This window comes from Kineosporia corallincola (assembly GCF_018499875.1).
Taxonomy (GTDB): domain Bacteria; phylum Actinomycetota; class Actinomycetes; order Actinomycetales; family Kineosporiaceae; genus Kineosporia; species Kineosporia corallincola.
Window position 1 is genome coordinate 95,139 of record NZ_JAHBAY010000003.1, and the last position, 14,412, is coordinate 109,550.

The following is a 14,412-nucleotide window of genomic DNA, read 5'->3' on the forward strand; positions in this document are numbered from 1 at the left end:
GGGATCACTTTCGTGGTGCGGGTTGCGGTTCCGGAGCCAGCCCGAGCACCACGTTGTGCGTGCCGGCCAGATGGGCCAGCAGGGCCTGGCCGAAGGCCTCGGCGTCTCCCGCGGCGACCTGCTCGCACAGGCTGCGGTGCTCGTCGGCCAGGGTGGCCAGCCACTCCAGCCGGCCCCCGACCGCCCCGATCGTCATCCGCCGCTGCCGGTCGGTCATGGTGCCGTACATCCTGGCGGACAAGGCATTTCCGGAAGACTCGATGATCGTTCGGTGGAACGACTCGTCGGCGGCGGCGAAGCCGGGCAGGTCGCCGTCGCGGGCACAGCGGTCCTGCTCGGCCAGCACGTCGCGCACCGCGTGGGTGAAGGCCTGCCGGGCCGGGGCCGAGCGGGCCAGGCGGCGCACGGCGGCCACCTCCAGGGCGTGCCGCACCTCCAGGATGTCTTCGGCCTGGGCGGGCGGCACCGGCACCACCACCGCACCCTTGCGCGGCAGCAGTTCGAGGAAGTCCTCGGCCTCCAGCCTGAGGAACGCCTCGTGCACCGGAGTGCGGCTGACCCCCAGCCGGGAGGCGGTGTCGACCTCGCTGAGCAGCAGGCCCGCCCGCAGGTCACCGTTCAGGATCTGCGCCCTGACCTGGGTGTACACCTGCTGGGCGGCGGGGACGGAAGAGGTCACCGCCGCACTCTAGCGCATCATGCATGCAAGATTGCACGCATGGCGACGATCAGAACTGTGGACGACGCAGCCCCCGCGGACCCGTCGCGGTACGGAACCCCGGCCGCTCGGACAGGTCCTGCGCATACGCCCAGAGGCTGGTGAAAGGCGCCAGCGCGGAGGAGATCCGGGCCGGCCGACCGGCTTCCGGGCCGAACCGCACCAGCATCACCCACAGCCTCACGTCGGCCAGGGTGAGCCGGTCGCCGAGCAGGTGACGCGAGTGGGCCAGGGTGCGGTCGAGCCGGGCGAACGCCTCGTCGAGCAGGCCGTCGGCGCCCCGGCGGCGCGGCCCCGGGCCGATCACCGGGCCGAGCCAGCGGTCCAGCTCGTCGATGCCGTCCCGCAGGTCGGCCGGGTACAGCTCCAGGCCGGTGCCGGACCAGTCGGCGAACTCGGTGGCCAGGTCCTTCTCCAGGGTGGCGTAGTCGTTGGTGACGATGCGGCCGGTGCGCCGGTCCCACAGCGCCGGAACCGGTGTGGCCGAGTCGATGTCCACGCCACTGGCCCGATAGGCGTCACGTAGCGCTGGAATCCGGGCCGGGCGACCCGGATCGTCCTGATAGGAGACCGATATCGCCTCACCGAGACCGGCGAGCGCGATCACCAGCGCACTGCGGTGGGCCGCCGCGCCGCGGTCGGCGTAGAGGTGGAACCGGCCGGGCCCGGCGACGAAGAGTCCCGGCGGGCTGTCGGGGGCGAAGGACCGGGGGTCCCACAGCCGTCCGCGGACGGTGCAGTAGGACGTGCTCCGGGTGCGGGTACGGATTCGGGTGCGTTCAGCCTGCAACATGTCGACCTCCGTTCCTGGTCGCCCCGGTCACCGGTGGTTCGGCGGTCGGCGCGAGCCACGCTTACCGCCGGTTCTCCCGGCGGCCAGGTCCTCACCCGGAGCACCCCACCGCGACAGAGGGTTGCTGGCCAGCCGGCCGGGGCCGTGTGACTGGCGCTCTTGACCTGCCACCACCGTAACAAGATCGACCCATGAAGTCGATAATATTGGTCGACTTTGTCATGCATGGCGAATCGTGTTCGATCGGACGCACAGAGTGACATCTGCCGGTAATTTGCCCATACTGTGCCGAATGACGTGGCGAGCGAACCCGGCCGGTCCCACCCAGGAGCGGCGATGAGGCTGCGGTATCCCGGTGACTGCCACCGCTGCGGAACCCCTCTGCCCGCCGGCGCCGAGGCCACGCTCGACCGCGCCACCCGGCTCCTGGTCTGCACCCCCTGCCGGTCCGGCGACCGGGCGGCGACCGTCGTCCCCGACATCTCACCCGGTGTTCAGCCGGGCCAGGCCGGGGCCTCGGCCCGCCGGGAGTACGAGCGCCGTCGCCGTTCCCGGGAACGCCAGGTGCGCCAGGCCCACCCCCGTCTGGGTGGCCTGATCCTCGCCTTCTCCGACGACCCGCAGAGCGTGCGGGCCTGGGCCACCGGCGCGGAGGGAGAGGAACTCCTCGGCCGCCGGCTCGACCAGCACACCGGCCCCCTGCTACGGGTGCTGCACGACCGGCGCATCCCGGGCAGCCGGGCGAACCTCGACCACCTCGCCGTCACCCCCGCGGGCGTCTTCGTGATCGACGCCAAGAACTACACCGGGCGGGTGCACGTGCGCACCAGCAGCCATCGCCCGGGCGGCACCCGAAACCTGTTCGTGGGCAAGCGGAACTGCACCCGGCTGGTCACCTCCATGCACATCCAGACCCAGGTGCTGCGCGGCAACCTGCACTCGCACGGCATCGGTGTGCCGGTCACCGGGGTGCTCTGCTTCGTGCACGCCGCCTGGCCGTTCCTGCGCTCGGCCTTCACCGTCGACGGGGTGCGGGTGCACCGGCCCGGCCGCGCCATCCGCGCCCTGCACCGTTCCGGGCCGCTGATCGAGGAAGACATCCGCCGCACCTACGAAACGCTGGGGCGGATCTTTCCCCCCGCCTGAACCCGGCCGCACGGTCTCGCTATTTTCAGGACGAGCCTTCACCTCGTCCACCGATGGAGAGACCTGACCGATGACGAACGCCCCGAGTGCCACGGACGGCCCCCTGCTCGAGGTGGCCGACCTGGAGGTGGGCTACGGCCTGCCGGTCTGCCCACCGGTCAGCATCACCGTGGAGCCGGGGTCGGTGGTCGCGCTGATCGGGGCGAACGGCTGCGGCAAGTCCACGCTGCTGCGCACGGTCATCGGCTTCCTCGCCCCGCTGGGCGGCACCCTGCGCATGTTCGGCGCCGAGGTGGACGAGCGCAGCCGCGCCTTCCGCGCGGCGGTCGCCGCCGAGCTCGGTGACGAGGCGTTCTTCCCCAGCCTGACCGTGCGCGAGCACCTGCTGCTGACCTGTTACGGCCACGGCGTGGACGACCCGGAGGGGGTGGCGGACTACCAGCTGGAGGCGTTCGGCCTGACCGCCCGGGCCGACGCGCTGCCCGCGGCGCTCTCCTCCGGGCAGCGCCGCCGGCTGCTGCTGGCCTCGGCGTTCGCCCGGCCCCGCTCGCTGCTGCTGCTCGACGAGCCGGAACAGCGCCTGGACTCGACGATCCGCGACAAGCTCGCCGGGTGGCTGGTGGAGGAACGCGAGGAGGGCGGCGCGGTACTGATGGCCACCCACGACCCGGTGCTGGTGGAACGCACCGCCACCGCGGTGGTCGCGATCACCGAGGACAGCGTGCGCGTGGTGGACGCCGTGCGCGGGGCCGACATCATCCGGCACGAGCTCTGATCCCGGCATGTCACTGACCGGGACCACCACCCGCCTGCCCACCGGCCGGGCCATCCGCCGCTGGACCCGCGACGCCGGCCGCCGCCGGGCCGAGGCCGGTCTGGGCGAGCTGTTCAACACGATCTACACCGCGGTGTTCGCGGTCGCGCTCGCGGCGTCGATGATCTTCTCGCTGTCGTCCGGGCTGGGCCAGGGGCAGACCGTGAGCGCGCAGACCACCGACCGGGTCGCCCTGGCCACCGGCTGGCTGGTGACCCTGCCGGCGATCGCCGTGCTGGCCGCGTTCGCCGGGATCGTCACCCGGCTCGGCCCGCTGTCGCTGTCCGCGCCGGAGTCCACCTGGTGGCTGCCGCTGGCCGTGGAACGGCGCGGCCTGCTGCGGGCCTCGGCCTTCCGCTGGCCGGCCGTCGGCGGGCTGCTGGGTGCGGTGGCCGGCGCGGCGGTGGGCCTGGCCATGGCTGCCGGCGTCCCCGGTCTGATCGGCGTGACCCTGTGCGGCGCAGCGCTGACCGTGATCCTGGTGGTGCTGGCCGGCCTCGCCCAGACCCGGCCGCGGTGGCACCACGCCATCCGGGTCGGTGCCGACCTGGCGCTGGGCGCGGTGCCGATCGCCGGCGTCGCGCTGGCCCTGACCAAGACCGACGCCCCGGTGCCGGGCGGGTTCCTGCTGCCGGTGGCGCTGATCCTGGCCGGCCTGGCGATCTGGCTGGTGCGCACCTGGGACGCCCGCCTCGCCGACGTGCCGGGGGTCAGCCTGCGGGCCCGCGGCGCCGCCTCCGACGAGGCCCTGGTCGCCGTGCTGTCGATGGACCCACGCGGTCTGGGCCGGGCGCTGGGCGCCCGGTCCGACCCGCCGCGACGTTCCCGCTCGGTGCGGATGCGCTGGCTGGCCCGGCTGCCGGTCGGCTATCGCCCGGTGGCCGCCGTGATCACCTCGGACCTGCTGCTGTTCCTGCGCACGCCCCGGCACCCGGCCCAGGCCGTGATCGCGCTCTGCCTGCCCGGTCTGGCCCTGATGGTGCCGCACCCGAGCCGGGCCGCGGTGGCCGCCACCCTGCTGATCGGGGCCTACGTGGCCGCGGTCGGGGCGGTCGAGGGCGCGCGCCGGGCCCAGGTCGGCCCGGGCCTGGACTCGGCCTGGCCGCTCAGCCAGGTGGCCGTGAGGCTGTCCCGGATGGTGCTGCCCACGGCCGTCATGGTGTTCTGGTTCGCCGCCGTCTCGGTGCTGCTGACCTGGCGGTACGGCGGCGCGCTCGGCTGGGTCACGCTCGGCGTGCTGGCGGCGCCGGGCTGGGCCGCCGCCGCCGTGCGCTCCGCCTACCGCCCGCTGCCCGACTTCTCCGGGCCGACCGTCTCCACCCCGATGGGCGCCCTGCCGCCCGGGCTCTCCGGAAACGGGCTCCAGGGGCCGGATCTGGCCGTCGTGGTGGCGGCGCCACTGGTGGTCGCGCTGATCCTGGGCGGGGTGCCCTCCCTGCTGCCGACCATCCAGTGGACACTCACCCTGATCGCCGTGCTCCTGGCGATGCGGCCCGGGTCGCGAGCGGTCAGGCCCCCGGAGTCCGGAAGTCGAAGAACGTCGGACGCCAGCGAAGCGTGAAACCGAGCTTCTCGTAGATCCCGATGGCATGGGTGTTCCCGGCCGCCGCGTGCATGATCGGCGTGTCACCGCGCTCGCTGATCACCTGCGCGACGGCCAGCACCAGCCGCCCGGCCAGGCCCCGCCCGCGGAACGCCGGGTCGGTGCAGACCGCGCTGATCTCGGTGTAGCCCGGCGGGTGCATGCGCTCCCCGGCCATCGCCACCAGCGCGCCCTCGTGCCGGATGCCCAGGTAGGTGCCGAGCAGGACGGTCCGCCGCTCGAACGGGCCGGGCCGGGTGCGGGCCACCAGGTCGAGCATCTCGTCCACGTCGTCCGGGCCGAGCACCACGGCCTCCGGGTCGGGCCGCGGCCGGAGCCGGTCGGTCGCGATCAGCTGCACGCCGGGCAGGCTCATCCCGATCGTCCAGCCCGCGGGCACCAGCTCGGGCAGCGACGGCGGCCCCGGGAAGAAGACCGTCTCACCGGGGGCGACCAGCCCGGCCAGCTGCTCCCAGGCCTCCGGGTCGTCGAACGCCGAGATCGCCGCCAGCGGCGAGATGTCGGCCGGGTAGCGCAGGGCCTTCGCCCCCTCGGCCCTCCCTTCGGCCAGGTGGCGGTGCGCACCGCTGATCGAGCCCCACGCCGGGTTGTCCAGCGGGTGCGTCCCGCCGGTTGCGTCCGCCGCGTCCGCCGCGTCCGCCTGGCCTGTCGCCTGAACCGCCGTCATCAACTCTCCTCGGCACGTGTGGTGATCCGCCCGGCAGTGCATCACGCGTCCCGGTCGGCCGACAACCTCGATCAGGGACGACGAAACGCACCACCCCGCCCGGCGACCGGCCTGCGGTTCCCCGTGTTCCCCGGGTGACCGGGACCGGCCCGGGTAGGCTGCCTCCAGCGTCGCGTGCCGGTGGCAGCCCGTGCCAGGCATGGAGGCGCCGGATGTGAAGGAGTACGACGATGAACGCGTCGTCACCTTCGCCGTCCCGTGTCTGAGGGCGGCGAGACCACCAGGCTGATCGCCTGGAGCCAGGAACTGCGCCGGGTGCACACCCGGCTGCGGGAGGCACTGTGGGTGGTCCGGCAGGCCGGCACCGCGCCCCACGACCTGTTGCTGTACTGCCACGGGTTCTGCGCCGCCCTGGACGGGCACCACCGCGGCGAGGACAGCACCCTGTTCCCGGCGATCGCGGCCGCCCACCCCGAGCTGCGCGGCACCCTGCACCGGCTGGAGCAGGACCACTCGATGATCGCCCACCTGCTGGGGGGTCTGCGCGCGGCCGTGGACGGCGGCGCCGCACCGGACGAGCTGGCCCGGCATCTCGACGGGCTGGGCGCCATCATGGAGAGCCACTTCAGGCACGAGGAACGGGCGCTGCTCACCGTGCTGGACAGGCTCGCCCTCACCGCCGATCCGGCGGACGTGCTGGGACCGCTGTGACGCGGCCCGGGATCCGGTATCGCGCGGGCGGTCCCGCCGCACGGCAGCCGGGCGGGCCGCACTAGGATGCGGACGTCACGCGAACCACGACGGCGGCGCGCAATCACGACGGCAGAGCGCAACCACGACGGCAGAGCGCAACCACGACGGCGTGCGAACACAGAGGCGGGAAGACATGACTCAGGAAAACCTCTGGCTGCGGAACGTCGAGCAGAACCCGGCGCACTCCCAGTGGTACATCAACCGGTTCCGGGCGATGGCGGCGCAGGGCGCCGACCTGGACGGCGAGGCCCGGCTGATCGACGCCATGGTTCCGCGTGGCGCAAGGATTCTCGACGCCGGATGTGGCCCGGGCCGGCTCGGCGGCTACCTCGCCGGGCGGGGTCACGACGTGGTCGGGGTCGACATCGACCCGGCGCTGATCGACGCCGCCGAGGACGACCACCCGGGCCCGAACTGGCTCGTCGGTGACCTGGCCGAGCTCGACCTGCCCGCGCGCGGCGTCGCCGAGCCGTTCGACGCGATCGTCTGCGCGGGCAACGTGATGACGTTCTGCGCGCCGTCCACGCGGCCGGCGATCCTCCGCCGATTCCGCGCTCACCTGGCCGAACGGGGCCGCGTGGTGATCGGTTTCGGCAGCGGCCGGGGTTACGACTTCGACGAGTTTCTGGTGGACGCGGCGAAGGCCGGGTTCAACGCCGACGTGCTGCTGAGCACGTGGGACCTTCGGCCCTTCTCACCGGACGACGACTTCCTGGTGGCCGTGTTCTCGATCGCCTGAGAAAGCTCAGAGTGCCGGGTCGACGTGGATCTTCGGCCCGGCCCCGGACGGCCCCGACGCGGGCGGGCGTTGCCCCGCGAGCACCGCGGCCACCCCGTCCAGGCCCACGGTCGTGGCGACCAGTGGTGACGGATCCACCGCACCGGAGGCGAAAAGGTCTGCGGCGCCGTGCAGACCGCCCGACCCGGACAGCACCCCCACCACGGTGACGTCTTTCAGCACCACCGCCCGGCTGTCGAGCGTGCTCGGCTCGCCGGACAGCCCGATCAGCACCACGCGGCCACCCGGATCGACCAGGTCCACGGCCCACCCCGGCACGGTGCGGCCGTTCGAGGCGTCGAGCACCGCGTCGAAACCCTCGGTGGGCACGGCCTCTCGCGTCGTCCACCGGTGACCGAACCCGAGGGACGCGGCGAACCGCAGCGACCCGGCGTCCGGCCCGGCCACGTGCACCTCGACCCCCGTCGACCGGGCGATCTGCGCGGCCAGCAGGCCGATCGTACCCGGCCCCACCACGAGAAGCCGCGCCCCGGGCCGCAGATCCGCACCCCTCACCGCCCGCAGCGCGTTCGCGGCCGGCTCGATCATCGCACCGGCCACCGGGCCCACCTGTTCGGGCAACGGCACCAGGGCCGTGACCGGCACCGGCAGCCGCTCGGCGAGGGCGCCCGGCCAGCCACCCCGGATGCCGATCTCGAAGCGGTCCACGCACAGGTGCTGCCGCCCGGTGCGGCACAGCCGGCAGGCGCCGCAGCCCAGCATGGTGTCGCCGCTGACCCGGCGGCCCAGCCACGCGTCGTCCACCCCGGCGCCCACAGCGGCGACCCGGCCGCACCACTCGTGCCCGATGCGCAGCGGATAGGCGGCGTGCCCGGAGGCCAGGTAACTCATCCGGCCGGAGAAGAACTCGGCGTCGGTGCCGCACACCCCGGCCCGCTCCACCGCGACCACCACCTGCCCGGGCCCGGCCTGCGGCTCCGGCACCTCGCGCACCTCGCCGCGACCGGGGGCGGTGATCACGAACGCTCTCATACCGCGCAATCTATCCCGGGCGGCCTGCTGCGAGGCGCGTTCACCGAGACCGGCCGCGTGCCCCGTCCGGAGCAACGCCCGCCGGATCCGCCCCTTTGACGACGGTTCGGAACACACTCTCCGACACCGGAATTGGGCCGGACGAGTGTACCGGCATTCTGGAAGACCACGCTGTGTAAAGCCTGAGGGCCGGCTGACGACTGGTGGGGCGTCAGAGAAGCAGGGCCGGATCTCCGGCCTCACCTGGGAGGTCTCACCTTGCGCGCAGCCATCAACCCGCGGATCGCCGTTCCGGCCGCCATCACGTCCGGTCTGCTGATCAGTGGCGCGCTGGTCTGGCACACCTCCTACGCCGCCTTCACCGCCACCTCGTCGAACCCCAGCAACGCGTTCGCGGCGGGCAACGTGACCATCTCGGACAGCGCGAACGGCACGGCGCTGTTCAGCGCCACCGGGCTGAAGCCGGGCTCGACGGACGCCAAGTGCATCACCGTCACCTACAACGGCTCGCTCAGCGCGAACGTCAAGCTGCACGCGGCGTACACCAGCGGCGACTCCACCACGAACGCCCTGGCCCAGTACCTGACCTTCAAGATCGAGGAGATCGCGGCCGGTGCGGCGTGCAACACCGCCACCGCCACCGAGATCGACTCCGCCGACACCACTCTGGCGGCCAAGGTCACCACCCTCTCACCGGCGGCCGGGGTGGACATCAACTGGAACAGCGCGACCACCGGCGCGCAGAAGCAGTACCGCTTCACCTACACGCTCCAGGACAACACCAACGCGCAGAGCAAGACGGCCAACGTCGGCTTCAGCTGGATCGCGGCGAGCAACTGATGAGGGCCCGGCGCCTGGGAAGCGGCCTGCTCTCCACCGGCCGGCTCGTGTCGATGGCGGTTCTCGCCGTCGCCGCGGGCCTGATGGTGTGGGCGGCCGTGCCCCTGGCGTTCGGGTGGTCCGCGCACGCGGTGGTCACCGGCTCGATGGTGCCCCAGGTGCAGATCGGCGACGTGCTGGTGTCCGACCGGGTCGACCCGGCGACCCTGAAGGTCGGCATGGTGGTGTTGTTCGAGGACCCGACGCAGCCGGACCGGGTGCTGTCGCACCGGATCCGGGCGATCGACGACGACGGCAGCCTGACCACGCAGGGCGACGCCAACCCCAGCGCCGACCCGGCGAAGGTGCCGGTGGAGAACGTGATCGGCGTGGCCCGGCTCCGGATCCCGTGGGTCGGCTATCCCGCGGTCTGGTTCGGCTCGGGCCGGTACCTGCTGGTGCTCGTCACCCTGGCCGGCCTGGTGCTGGCCAGCACGCTGGCGATCTGGCCGCACGACGGTGACCGGCCGCCCGCCCCGACCGCCGACGAGCCGTGGCCCTGGCTGGTGCCGCTGCGCGACCGGGCGCGTCACTGAGGCGTGAATGAAACAGGGCCCGGACCGCGATCTCTCGCGGAGCCCGGGCCCTCAAAAGGAAGACGGTGCTAGAGCGCGGCGCGCAGCCGGGCCAGGACCTGTTCGGCGTCCCACGAGTAGTCGTAGTTCTCCGACAGGCAATCGTCGTCGATGCACTTCATCACGGCCGTCAGTGCCTGACGGGCGCGTTCGTTCAGAACCACGGAGACGTAACCGGTCTTGGGGTCACGGGTGACCGCGACCACGGGTTCGGTCTCCTCGGCGACCTCTTCCTCCTCGAACTCGCTCTCGAAGAGATCATCACGGGACAGCAGCGGGCTCAGGGCATTCACGATGAACCTCCAGTAGAGCCTGACGACACTGCGTCAGGACCTCGTGTTCTCATCTTCCGCGACCAGGAGCTTTTGGCAACCGGAAGATCGTGACCTGCGCCACGTCCGGGGTTTTTGAGCTCAGCGGGTGAGGCGCCCCAGGGTCAGCGACGCGGTGTACACGCCGAGCGCGGAAGCCCCTGCGAGAACGAGGAAGTCCAGCCACAACCGGGACGGCTCGCCGATCAGGAGACCACGCAGCGCGTTCACCTCGTACGTGAGCGGGTTCACGTGGCTGATCACCTTCAGCCAGCCCGGCATGATCTGCACCGGGTAGAGCGCGTTCGAGGCGAAGAACAGCGGCATGGTGATGGCCTGCCCGATTCCCATCAGCCGGTCGCGTTTCACCACCAGGCCGGCGAGAGTGACCGACAGGCAGGCGAAGAACGCGGCGCCGAGCATCACCACCACCGCCACGCCGAGCAGCTTCAGCGGGTTGGCGGTCATCCCGACCCCGAGCAGCGCCGCCACGATCACCACGGCGATCGCCTGGGCCAGCGAGCGCACCCCGGCCGCGAACGCCTTGCCCGCCACCAGCGCCGCGCGCGGTGTGGGCGTGACCATCAGCTTGGTGAGCACCCCGGCGTCGCGTTCCCAGATGATCTGGATGCCGTAGAAGATCGAGACGAAAAGCGCCGACTGCGCGATGATCCCGGGTGCCAGGTAGTCGAGGTAGGGCACGTCACCGGTGGGGATGGCGCGGATCCGGCTGAACGTCTCGCCGAAGATCACCAGCCAGAGGATCGGCTGGATCGACCGGGTCACCAGCTCGGTGCGGTCGTGCCGGAGCTTCTGGAGCTCGACGAGGCAGAAGGTGCCGATCCGCGAGAGCAGCAGAACCGGCCCCCTCGGGGCGGTCTCAGCCGAGACGGCGGGCGGTGCGGCGGGCGCTGCGGACATCCCGGAGCCCTCCTTCCTGCTCGTCACCGGTGAGACTGCCGCCGGTGTGGTGACGGAACACGTCCTCCAGGGTGGCCTCCGGGCCCAGCTGCCGTTGCAACTCGGCCGGGGTGCCGTCGGCCTGGAGCCGGCCGCGGTGCATCAGCGCCACCCGGTGGCACAGCTGCTCGGCCTCCTCCATGTAGTGAGTGGTCAGCAGCACGGTCATGCCGTACTCGGCCTGCATGCGCCGCACCCGCTGCCACACGCTGTCGCGGGCGACCGGGTCCAGGCCGACGGTGGGCTCGTCGAGGATGAGCAGGGCGGGCCGGTTCACCAGGGCCTGCGCCAGTTCCAGCCGGCGCACCATCCCGCCCGAGTAGGTGCCGGCCAGGCGGTCGGCGGCCTCGGTGAGATCGAGCATGGCCAGCGCGTCGTCCACCCGTTGTGAGCGTTGTTTTCTGGGGACGTCGAACAGCCGCGCGAACCAGGCCACGTTCTCCCGGCCGGTCAGCGCGCCCTCGACCGAGAGCTGTTGCGGCACATAGCCGATGGCCCGGCGCACCACCATCGGACGGGTCACCGGATCGACGCCGAAGATCCGGACCGACCCCGAGCGCAGCGGCAGCAGGGTGGTCAGCATCCGGATGGTGGTGGTCTTGCCGGCGCCGTTCGGGCCGAGCAGCCCGAAGGTCTCCCCGGCCGCGATGTCGAGGCTCAGGTCGTCGACCGCGACGTGGTCACCGAAGCGATGACTCACGCCGCGCACCGAGACGGCGAGCTGCTGGTCTGTCACGCAGAGAAGGTTACCTCCGCTAACTATCTTCCGGCCTAGACTCCAGGTGCTGTGATCTGCGCCTCGTCGTACCGCTCGCGCGAGGCGAGGACGCCCGCGGTGTGGGTGCGGGCCCAGCGCTCCAGCTCCAGCAGCACCGGGCGCAGCGTGCGCCCGGCCTCGGTGAGCTCGTAGACCACCCGCGGCGGCACCTCGGCGTACGCGTGACGCACCACCAGGCCGTCACGCTCCAGCGCTTTCAGGCTCTGCGACAGCATTTTCGGCGAGATGCCGGCCACCCGCCCGGCCAGGTCCCGGTAGCGGGCCGGGCCCTCGGAGAGGACGCCGATGATCAGAACCGTCCAGCGGTCGCCGATCCGGTCGACGAGTTTCCGGCTCGGGCAGTCCGGATGGTACGGATCGAACTCCACGACGTCCTCTCCCTGCTTCGGGAAAAATCAGTAGGCGACGCTGATGCGCTCGCGCCGGTGGGCGCCCGCCTCGATCTCGTCAACATAGGCGATCGCGTAGTCGTCGCCGGAAATGAACGACTTACCCTCGGCGTCCGACTGGAGCACGTCACCGCCGACGCGGAACGAGCCGACGCGCTCACCCGGCACCCAGGAACCGAACTCGGCGGCCGGGCTGACATAGAACCAGTCCAGCTTCTCGTCCGAGACGCGCAGGGCCTCAAGGATCTCGCGATGACTGCCGGCCTCGCCCTTGTAGGCGTCGGGGAACTCCGGGGTGTCGATCAGCGCCGGGCCGCCCTCGGCGACCAGGAGCGAGCCGGCCCCACCGACGAAGCTCAGCCGGGCGCCGTTCGCGATCGAGACCTCGGTGAGCAGCGGCAGCGCGTCGATCAGCTTCGGCTCCCCCTCCTCGCCCGGCTCGGCGCGCAGCGCGACGACGATCTGGTCGGCCCCCTTCACCAGCTCGGTGACGAACGCGGCGTCATGGATCGACCCGGTGCGCACCTCGACCCCGGAAGCCACCTCCTTGGCGTGGCGGGCGACCGCCGTGACCTGGTGCCCGCGCGAGGCCAGCTCCGCCGAGATCCGGCCGCCCGCATAACCGGTACCACCGAAGACGATGACCTTGGCCATGATTTACTCACTCCTGACTAGCTGTGGGGTAGTTGCTATCTAGAAGATAGTGAGATGCCGGCGCGGACGCCATAGCCCGGACGAGGTTATTTGAATCGTCACGTTCTCTGCTGGGCGGAGCCCGTCGCACCCGGCCGCTCAACCGTGATCACGCCCGGTCCGGACACGACGCGAGGGCCGACCGTTCTGGCGGGATGAGCTCGGGCCCGGACTCGGAGCGAGGCGGAGCAGCCCGGGTGCTGGTTCGGTTTTCACACCACCATTCCGTCCAGGGTGGTGTGAAAACCGAACCAGACCTCCCGTCGCTGCCCTGTGACTCAGAACGTCGGGGAATTCGCTGCCGTTGCGGCTGACAGCACGGCCTAGGCGACCGACAGGCCGCCGTCCACGAAGATGGCCTGGCCGGTGACGAAGGCGGAGGCGTCGGAGGCGAGCCAGACCGCTACGCCGGCGAAGTCGGGGCGTTCGCCGTTGCGGCCCGCGTGGGTGCGGGCGGCCAGTGCCTCGGCCCGGCCGGGGATGGCGAAAGTGGGCTCGGTGAGCGGGGTCCGGACGAAACCCGGCACCAGCGAATTGCAGCACACCCCGTGGGGTGCCCAGGCCTCGGACTGGGAACGGGTGAGACCCGTGACGGCGGCCTTGGACACGCCGTAGACCCCGCTGTTGCCGAAGGCACTGACCGACTGCTGCGAGGCGACGTTGATGATGCGACCCCAGCCCCGGGCCGCCATCGCCGGGCCCAGGGCCTGGCCGAGCAGGAAGGGGGCGTCGACGTTGACCGCCATCGTGCGGTCGTAGTCGTCGGCGGTGAGTTCGTTCATCGGGGGCCGCAGGTTGAGACCGGCGGAGTTCACCAGGATGTCGACGGGGCCGAATTCCGCCACAGCGCGTTCGGCCAGATCTCTCACCTGGGCGCGGTCGGAGAGGTCGGCCGCGATCCAGCCGGCCTCGACGCCGTCTTTTTGTAGTTGTTCGGCATTACGCTGCAAAAGCCCGGCGGTGCGGGCCACGAGCACCACCCGCGCCCCGGCCCGCCCGATCGCCTCTGCCATGCTCAGGCCGATACCGGAACTCGCGCCGGCGACCAGAGCGGTGCGCCCGGCGCAGGAAAAGAGTTGATCCAGGGCCGGATGCACGTGAATGATCCGGTGCGGTCAGTTGCCGGCCGCGTGGTACTGCTCCAGCACGGAGGAGGAGATGCGGCCACGCTGGGAGACCTCGATACCGTTGCTGGCGGCCCAGGCCCGCACCGCCGCGGTGTCGACACCGGCGTTGACCTTGCGGATCGTGCGGCCGGACTTGGTCAGACGCCGCGCGCCCGCGGTGAACGGCTCGAAAGCCTGACGCAATTTCGCGGCGTTCTTCTCGGTCACGTCGATCTCATACGTCTTGCCGTCGAGAGCGAAGGTGATCGTCTCCGCGGCGGGCTTTCCGTTGATGTCGTCGGTGAATTCCACAACCGTTCTCTGCGCCATGCCCAGAGCATAGGGCGGGAATCCACAAAGACGTAATTCGCCGGTCCGGAGGCGGACCATTAAGTCGGTCGCCGAGATCCGTCATTCACCCGGACGGGCGCAACACGTGGCGCCACCGAATGGTCA

General features: G+C 71.6%; 18 protein-coding genes and 1 riboswitch. Of the genes, 7 read left to right on the forward strand and 11 right to left on the reverse strand.

The window, feature by feature from the left end; translation table 11 throughout:
- Positions 1 to 4: 4 nt before the first annotated feature.
- Together KIH74_RS38425 and KIH74_RS07645 are read right to left on the reverse strand one after the other, a co-directional pair.
- Positions 5 to 679, reverse strand: coding sequence for a GntR family transcriptional regulator (locus tag KIH74_RS38425; protein ID WP_214155099.1), 675 nt, complete (start codon positions 677 to 679; stop codon positions 5 to 7).
- 49 nt (positions 680 to 728) lie between these two features.
- Positions 729 to 1,511 (reverse strand): glutathione S-transferase C-terminal domain-containing protein, encoded by a 783-nt coding sequence (locus KIH74_RS07645; protein WP_214155100.1) that lies wholly within the window; start codon positions 1,509 to 1,511, stop codon positions 729 to 731.
- A gap of 52 nt (positions 1,512 to 1,563) precedes the next feature.
- A riboswitch (SAM riboswitch) is annotated at positions 1,564 to 1,676 on the reverse strand.
- 171 nt (positions 1,677 to 1,847) lie between these two features.
- On the opposite strand from KIH74_RS07645, the gene KIH74_RS07650 reads away from it, so the two are divergent.
- From KIH74_RS07650 to KIH74_RS07660, 3 genes are all read left to right on the forward strand, one after another.
- The gene (locus tag KIH74_RS07650) at positions 1,848 to 2,657 is read left to right on the forward strand and encodes a nuclease-related domain-containing protein (RefSeq protein ID WP_214155101.1); all 810 of its coding nucleotides are present in this window, start codon (positions 1,848 to 1,850) and stop codon (positions 2,655 to 2,657) included.
- Positions 2,658 to 2,727: 70 nt separating this feature from the next.
- Positions 2,728 to 3,432 (forward strand): ABC transporter ATP-binding protein, encoded by a 705-nt coding sequence (locus tag KIH74_RS07655; RefSeq protein WP_214155102.1) that lies wholly within the window; start codon positions 2,728 to 2,730, stop codon positions 3,430 to 3,432.
- A 7-nt stretch (positions 3,433 to 3,439) separates the two neighbouring features.
- On the forward strand, positions 3,440 to 5,032 hold the full coding sequence (locus tag KIH74_RS07660) for a DUF6297 family protein (RefSeq protein ID WP_214155103.1): 1,593 nt from the start codon (positions 3,440 to 3,442) through the stop codon (positions 5,030 to 5,032).
- Here KIH74_RS07660 and KIH74_RS07665 read toward each other — a convergent pair.
- The gene (locus KIH74_RS07665) at positions 4,980 to 5,741 is read right to left on the reverse strand and encodes a GNAT family N-acetyltransferase (protein ID WP_214155104.1); all 762 of its coding nucleotides are present in this window, start codon (positions 5,739 to 5,741) and stop codon (positions 4,980 to 4,982) included. The genes KIH74_RS07660 and KIH74_RS07665 overlap by 53 nt on opposite strands.
- A 258-nt stretch (positions 5,742 to 5,999) precedes the next feature.
- Between KIH74_RS07665 and KIH74_RS07670 the strand changes: the two genes are divergently transcribed.
- Together KIH74_RS07670 and KIH74_RS07675 are read left to right on the forward strand one after the other, a co-directional pair.
- Positions 6,000 to 6,452 (forward strand): hemerythrin domain-containing protein, encoded by a 453-nt coding sequence (locus tag KIH74_RS07670; protein ID WP_214155105.1) that lies wholly within the window; start codon positions 6,000 to 6,002, stop codon positions 6,450 to 6,452.
- A 175-nt stretch (positions 6,453 to 6,627) separates the two neighbouring features.
- The gene (locus KIH74_RS07675; RefSeq protein ID WP_214155106.1) at positions 6,628 to 7,233 is read left to right on the forward strand and encodes a class I SAM-dependent methyltransferase; all 606 of its coding nucleotides are present in this window, start codon (positions 6,628 to 6,630) and stop codon (positions 7,231 to 7,233) included.
- Between the two features lie 6 nt (positions 7,234 to 7,239).
- Here KIH74_RS07675 and KIH74_RS07680 read toward each other — a convergent pair whose 3' ends face one another.
- Positions 7,240 to 8,265, reverse strand: a complete 1,026-nt coding sequence (locus KIH74_RS07680) for a zinc-dependent alcohol dehydrogenase (RefSeq protein WP_214155107.1) — start codon at positions 8,263 to 8,265, stop codon at positions 7,240 to 7,242.
- 258 nt (positions 8,266 to 8,523) lie between these two features.
- On the opposite strand from KIH74_RS07680, the gene KIH74_RS07685 reads away from it, so the two are divergent.
- Together KIH74_RS07685 and KIH74_RS07690 are read left to right on the forward strand one after the other, a co-directional pair.
- Entirely contained in the window at positions 8,524 to 9,105 is a 582-nt protein-coding gene (locus KIH74_RS07685) for a TasA family protein (protein WP_214155108.1), read from the forward strand.
- A complete protein-coding gene (locus KIH74_RS07690) occupies positions 9,105 to 9,680 on the forward strand; it encodes a signal peptidase I (RefSeq protein ID WP_214155109.1) in 576 nt (191 codons plus the stop codon). Before KIH74_RS07685 ends, KIH74_RS07690 begins: the two co-directional genes overlap by 1 nt.
- Before the next feature lie 68 nt (positions 9,681 to 9,748).
- Here the strand turns inward: KIH74_RS07690 and KIH74_RS07695 are convergent, their stop codons facing one another.
- The 7 genes from KIH74_RS07695 to KIH74_RS07725 form a co-directional block, all read right to left on the reverse strand.
- On the reverse strand, positions 9,749 to 10,012 hold the full coding sequence (locus tag KIH74_RS07695; protein WP_214155110.1) for a hypothetical protein: 264 nt from the start codon (positions 10,010 to 10,012) through the stop codon (positions 9,749 to 9,751).
- Positions 10,013 to 10,132: 120 nt separating this feature from the next.
- On the reverse strand, positions 10,133 to 10,951 hold the full coding sequence (locus KIH74_RS07700; RefSeq protein WP_214155111.1) for an ABC transporter permease: 819 nt from the start codon (positions 10,949 to 10,951) through the stop codon (positions 10,133 to 10,135).
- Positions 10,911 to 11,726: an ABC transporter ATP-binding protein gene (locus tag KIH74_RS07705; protein WP_214155112.1), complete on the reverse strand. Its 816-nt coding sequence runs from the start codon at positions 11,724 to 11,726 to the stop codon at positions 10,911 to 10,913. Before KIH74_RS07705 ends, KIH74_RS07700 begins: the two co-directional genes overlap by 41 nt.
- A gap of 35 nt (positions 11,727 to 11,761) precedes the next feature.
- Entirely contained in the window at positions 11,762 to 12,136 is a 375-nt protein-coding gene (locus tag KIH74_RS07710) for a winged helix-turn-helix transcriptional regulator (RefSeq protein ID WP_214155113.1), read from the reverse strand.
- A gap of 27 nt (positions 12,137 to 12,163) precedes the next feature.
- The gene (locus KIH74_RS07715; RefSeq protein ID WP_214155114.1) at positions 12,164 to 12,811 is read right to left on the reverse strand and encodes an NAD(P)-dependent oxidoreductase; all 648 of its coding nucleotides are present in this window, start codon (positions 12,809 to 12,811) and stop codon (positions 12,164 to 12,166) included.
- A gap of 362 nt (positions 12,812 to 13,173) precedes the next feature.
- Positions 13,174 to 13,953: an SDR family NAD(P)-dependent oxidoreductase gene (locus tag KIH74_RS07720; protein WP_372492021.1), complete on the reverse strand. Its 780-nt coding sequence runs from the start codon at positions 13,951 to 13,953 to the stop codon at positions 13,174 to 13,176.
- Between the two features lie 12 nt (positions 13,954 to 13,965).
- Complete coding sequence (locus KIH74_RS07725) at positions 13,966 to 14,286, reverse strand: histone-like nucleoid-structuring protein Lsr2 (protein ID WP_214155116.1); 321 nt, start codon at positions 14,284 to 14,286, stop codon at positions 13,966 to 13,968.
- Positions 14,287 to 14,412 lie beyond the last annotated feature (126 nt).

Coding starts and splice junctions, on each gene's coding strand:
- KIH74_RS07645 (WP_214155100.1), bottom strand. CDS start 1,511: ATGTTGCAGGCTGAACGCACCCGAATCCGTACCCGCACCCGGAGCACG.
- KIH74_RS07650 (WP_214155101.1), top strand. CDS start 1,848: ATGAGGCTGCGGTATCCCGGTGACTGCCACCGCTGCGGAACCCCTCTG.
- KIH74_RS07655 (WP_214155102.1), top strand. CDS start 2,728: ATGACGAACGCCCCGAGTGCCACGGACGGCCCCCTGCTCGAGGTGGCC.
- KIH74_RS07660 (WP_214155103.1), top strand. CDS start 3,440: ATGTCACTGACCGGGACCACCACCCGCCTGCCCACCGGCCGGGCCATC.
- KIH74_RS07665 (WP_214155104.1), bottom strand. CDS start 5,741: ATGACGGCGGTTCAGGCGACAGGCCAGGCGGACGCGGCGGACGCGGCG.
- KIH74_RS07675 (WP_214155106.1), top strand. CDS start 6,628: ATGACTCAGGAAAACCTCTGGCTGCGGAACGTCGAGCAGAACCCGGCG.
- KIH74_RS07680 (WP_214155107.1), bottom strand. CDS start 8,265: ATGAGAGCGTTCGTGATCACCGCCCCCGGTCGCGGCGAGGTGCGCGAG.
- KIH74_RS07690 (WP_214155109.1), top strand. CDS start 9,105: ATGAGGGCCCGGCGCCTGGGAAGCGGCCTGCTCTCCACCGGCCGGCTC.
- KIH74_RS07700 (WP_214155111.1), bottom strand. CDS start 10,951: ATGTCCGCAGCGCCCGCCGCACCGCCCGCCGTCTCGGCTGAGACCGCC.
- KIH74_RS07715 (WP_214155114.1), bottom strand. CDS start 12,811: ATGGCCAAGGTCATCGTCTTCGGTGGTACCGGTTATGCGGGCGGCCGG.
- KIH74_RS07725 (WP_214155116.1), bottom strand. CDS start 14,286: ATGGCGCAGAGAACGGTTGTGGAATTCACCGACGACATCAACGGAAAG.